At 67.4% G+C, this 795-nt stretch carries 1 protein-coding gene; it reads right to left on the bottom strand.

Annotated elements, in window-relative coordinates; translation table 11 throughout:
- Nucleotides 1–290: 290 nt before the first annotated feature.
- The coding region (locus tag NKI08_RS34550; RefSeq protein WP_352775989.1) for a transposase at nt 291–795 on the bottom strand (505 nt) is incomplete at its 5' end.

Raw genomic sequence — 795 nt, 5'->3', positions numbered from 1 at the left:
GGATCCATATGTGGACGGCGCCCTGCCTGCAACGGTTGTTTTGCGTCGTTTTCGATCGCTTGCGTCCATATGTCCGGCCTTTGAGCACGGTCCTTGCGGCCGCTGGCCAAGGTGGGGTTCGCGACGCCCGTTCCAATCATGCCAGCGGTTTCGTTGGCCAATGGATCCCTCGGAGTTTCGCGCGTCACGGATCGATCGATCACGCCATCTTCCTTCCGTTGCAAGAGCTTGTGTTCGGTGTTCCTCCGTTGCGGCCTATCCGGGCATGTCAGCGCCGTGCTGAGCCGCGGTCAGGGCTGGCCGCAGGCCACCGCCGTAGGCGGCGCGAAGCGGCCTTGAGGGCGGCGAGGAGGCGTCAGGCTGCCCGCCAGGCCGCAACGGTACGGCTCGCCGGTGATCATCATCTTCCAGGCCATACGGGCGGTCTTGTTGGCGAGCGCCACAGCCGCCAGCTTCGGCGGCTTGCGCGCAATCAACGCCGCCAGCCACGGCGAGGCCTTGGCGCGGCCGCGACGCACCTGCTGGATGTGGGCCGTCGCGCCCACCACCAGCGCCTGCCGCAGCATCTCGTCGCCGGCCCGCGTGATCACCCCCAGCCGGTTCTTGCCGGCGGTCGAATGGTTCTTCGGCGTCAGCCCCAGCCACGCCGCGAAGTCGCGTCCCGAACCGAACGCTGTCGCATCAGTGACCTTGACGCCGAGCAGGCTCGCCACGACCGGCCCGACGCCGGGCATCGCAGCCAGCCGCTGTCCAGTCTCGTCCTTGCGGTGATGGGCCAACAGCTTCTTGTCGATT

The organism is Mesorhizobium sp. M0768 (genome assembly GCF_040320195.1).
GTDB lineage: Bacteria > Pseudomonadota > Alphaproteobacteria > Rhizobiales > Rhizobiaceae > Mesorhizobium.
The sequence above is the reverse complement of the archived record's forward strand: the minus strand, read 5'-3'. Positions and strand labels throughout refer to the sequence as shown.